Source organism: Deltaproteobacteria bacterium (assembly GCA_019308905.1).
GTDB lineage: Bacteria > Desulfobacterota > BSN033 > WVXP01 > WVXP01 > JAFDHF01.
The window spans coordinates 1-3,300 of record JAFDHF010000139.1; the positions used below are offsets into that span (position 1 = coordinate 1).

3 protein-coding genes are annotated in these 3,300 nt (G+C 50.8%); 2 read left to right on the forward strand and 1 reads right to left on the reverse strand.

Features of this window, described 5'->3' with window-relative positions:
* Window positions 1-352: transposase (locus tag JRJ26_20540; protein MBW2059878.1), on the reverse strand; the 352-nt coding region annotated here is incomplete at its 3' end.
* A 562-nt stretch (window positions 353-914) separates the two neighbouring features.
* On the opposite strand from JRJ26_20540, the gene JRJ26_20545 reads away from it, so the two are divergent.
* Together JRJ26_20545 and JRJ26_20550 are read left to right on the forward strand one after the other, a co-directional pair.
* Window positions 915-1,727: a hypothetical protein gene (locus JRJ26_20545; protein MBW2059879.1), complete on the forward strand. Its 813-nt coding sequence runs from the start codon at window positions 915-917 to the stop codon at window positions 1,725-1,727.
* Between the two features lie 611 nt (window positions 1,728-2,338).
* On the forward strand, window positions 2,339-2,659 hold the full coding sequence (locus tag JRJ26_20550) for a hypothetical protein (protein MBW2059880.1): 321 nt from the start codon (window positions 2,339-2,341) through the stop codon (window positions 2,657-2,659).
* The last annotated feature ends 641 nt before the right edge of the window (window positions 2,660-3,300 follow it).

A 3,300-nucleotide genomic window follows, 5' to 3' on the forward strand; every position in this document is an offset into this window, starting at 1 on the left:
TCGCCTCCAGCTCTGTCTTCAGGCACCTGTACTGCCTCTCGATCCCCTCCCTCTCCTTGTAGATGGACAGCATCTCGTCCCATTCCATTCTCTTGGAAGCGATCAGAATGATCTTTCCGAAGCGGTTCACCGCCTGGGAGATGGCGTTCTTCCTCCTGGTCAGGGAGATCGTCCTCTCTTCCACGTGAACATTGAAGTACCGCTTGAATTTCCCCAGCACGATGTCCGAGTGCCTGTACGGGTCACCCCTCACCGTCTTCCCGTTCAATGCCGTCTCAAGGTCCATCAGGCGGTTGTAGAAGCTCTCGGCCTCCTCCCCTCTGGCGACCTCGTTGAGGAGGAGACTATGCATTGAAAGGAGTTATTCAACACAGTTGTGTGCCGAGGTACACAGAAATCAGGGGCCGCTATCTATAAATAAAAGTCATGGATTGCATAGCATTTGTAAGACGATTTTGACGGTTTCTGGCGAACAACATCCCTCTCAAGGTGAGGAAGGACGGGGCCGGCAAGGACGATTTGCTGGTCGGCTGCGAAATCGAAAGGGGCACAATAGATGATTACGTCGAGAAGCAAACGGATGATGCAAAAAGCCTTCAAAAAGACCTTGTACCGGTTCACCGAGATACCCGGACCCAGCTTCGGACCAGAAGCCTTCGGAATCTATGTCCACGTACCGTTCTGTCTCTCAAAGTGCTCTTTCTGCCCCTTCTACAAGGAGATCTTTACCGAGGAGTGGAAGACTGCATATCTAGCCTAACACACTCTCCACGGACGAACTTGGCGAGATTCTTGGGAGTATCCGGAACAAGGTCCAGATCGACGTTGCAGGGGTCGAGTTACTCCCGGCTCTTCTCACACCCAAGTATCTTAAGAGCCTGGCAGGGGCTGGGTTCACAAAGGTAAGCATCGGCGTGGAGAGCTTCGCGCCCAGCGTAATCGCCAACACCGGGAGGCGGGTCAAGGGCGCGGAGCACACGGAGGAGATGATAAAGATATCGAGATCTCTCGGATTGTTCGTTAACACGGATATGATGGTTGGGCTCCCTCGCCAGGATGCAGGCATCTTCATGGAGGATATCAACAGGATAGGGTCGATGCTCCCGGACCAGGTCACCATCTACCCCTTCATGACGCTTAGAGGGCTCAGGGCCACCGAACCAGGGATGTCTCCGCGGGAACAGTTCTTGCTGATCGAGCAGGCAGGCAAGGCCTTGGCCCAGAGGGGTTATGAGCGGAAGGCTGTATGGACATTCGCGTTCAGCGATGATGTATACGACTCATCGAGAGATGAACTCACGGAGGACTACGCCGGGTTTGGTCCTTCTGCCTTCTCTACCTACGGCACTTGGAAGGTGGTCAACCCTGAACTGGATGCCTACGTCAAGAGCATGGGTCAGGGCCAGAGGGTTGGTTTCGTTGCATCGAAGGGCAGGGCGAGTGATGGATGGCGGAGGTTCGCAAGGATGATCTACGATCTTAGGCTGAACGGGTCGGACCTGCCTTTCGGGATAAGGCTGTTCACCGGGGTCCTGAGGCTCTGTGGTCATGGTAAGCGGGGGATGCTGACACGGAAAGGTGTGATGTTTGCCCACGAGATATCCAAGACCGTTGTAGAGTCACTGCCCTTCCCCCTACAGAATCCTGGTTGTGTCGAGAATTATGACGAATACCTTTCCTACAAGGAAGATGGGGAGGTGAAGAGAGATAGTATGTCTGAAACCTAGGTGAGGGTTGGCAAGATCCTGTACTACTGTTTATGATATGTGTACTGCTGGTGTCGTCCATTCAGGCGATTATTAAGATGAAGCAGGGGTTTTCGATGATCTCAGCCTCGTTTCTTGCAGGGCCTTTAGGACATTCAATCGGTGGGTTGTGGGGTGCTTGTTCAGCAATCATTTCCTAGCACAGACATGGCTCCCCTTGTTCGACATGTCGCTGTATCGCTTGAGAGCTCTGGGCAACTGGGGGACTTGACCACGCTCTCCAGATTGTAGGCTACGCTTGTCCCCCGCAACAGACGCAACAGAGGCGACAGACCTCGCTGTGTCTTTATTGGCTCGTAGAGACATGTTCTTGGCCGGTCTTCTTGTTTAGGATCTCGTTGACTAGTTGCAAAGAGATGGGTGTTTCGATAGGTCAACCTCTGCATCGTCTATCCTTCCCTTGATCTGCCCTCGCCGGTGATCCAAGGGTTGGTCCATGCGGTGAAAATCTCCGAAGAACTCCTTTCGCGTATCTGGAAGAGCGGGGGCCGAGACGCGAAACCCTTATCAGTGGCGTGCCATCGATTATGGTCCATAAGTCAGTATGATTGTCAAGACGAGAAGGTGCCCCGATGGTGAAGGAGCAATATTGTCGGTGGACGCTTGTCGTTCCCGAGGGGTCCCTTTCTGACGAGGCGGTCAGGCTATCCGTGGAGGACCTCAGGCAGGTGGCGGCTGATCTGGGTCTCGATATGGGCCTTACCATCGATACGGAGGAGCCGCCAGGAAACGCCATCGTCCTAGGTGGCTGCTCTAGGAACCGAGTTACCAATATTCTGGCCGGAAAGGGACTGGTCCGGCTCCTCACCATCAACCTGAAGACCTCGAATATGAACCCATCCTCGTCGACCGTCTTCGGACCGGTCCTCCTCCGAGTGAAGTACCTCCATTGAAGGGCCACCCAGACGTTCTTTGAAAGAGAAATATGTGAGAATTAATGAATCTCGATTGAGATATACATGGAATGATTTTGGATATATGCCCTGAATGAAAAATCCTCGAAGCCAGTACATTTACTTTTTGAAGTCATTAAAAATAAAATTGATTTTCGAGTCTGGGAGGTCAAACCCTTTCATTTTTTCTCTCTCACTTCACTAGAGCACTAGATCTGACATGAATACGAAACACTGGCTAGAATAGAATTACCTCTAGTGCCCTGATTCTAGACATCACTAGACCTCAGTTATCTTAGGTGGAAAAAAGGAGTACCTTTCTGACATTGCTTTTCTTTAAATACTCCTTTATAAGCAAAGCTACCTCCTCTTTCATCAAATAAAAAAGAAGATACCTTTTTTGAATGTTGAGAAGGTACACAAAAATGCTCTTTAATACTTAAGGCTCTGACGAAAAACTAACAATTCCACAGGAAATGATGGTTAGCCAGTTATTTCACAAACCCATTCCATTAGAGTGATTAATGGAGTTTTGCAACAGAGCCACCGGGGAATATCAACGACCAGGAGCACTTCAAGTTCACGTACGGCCAAGTGAGGGATGATCTGGAAACGGGATCGAGGGGTATTTAAACTACAGA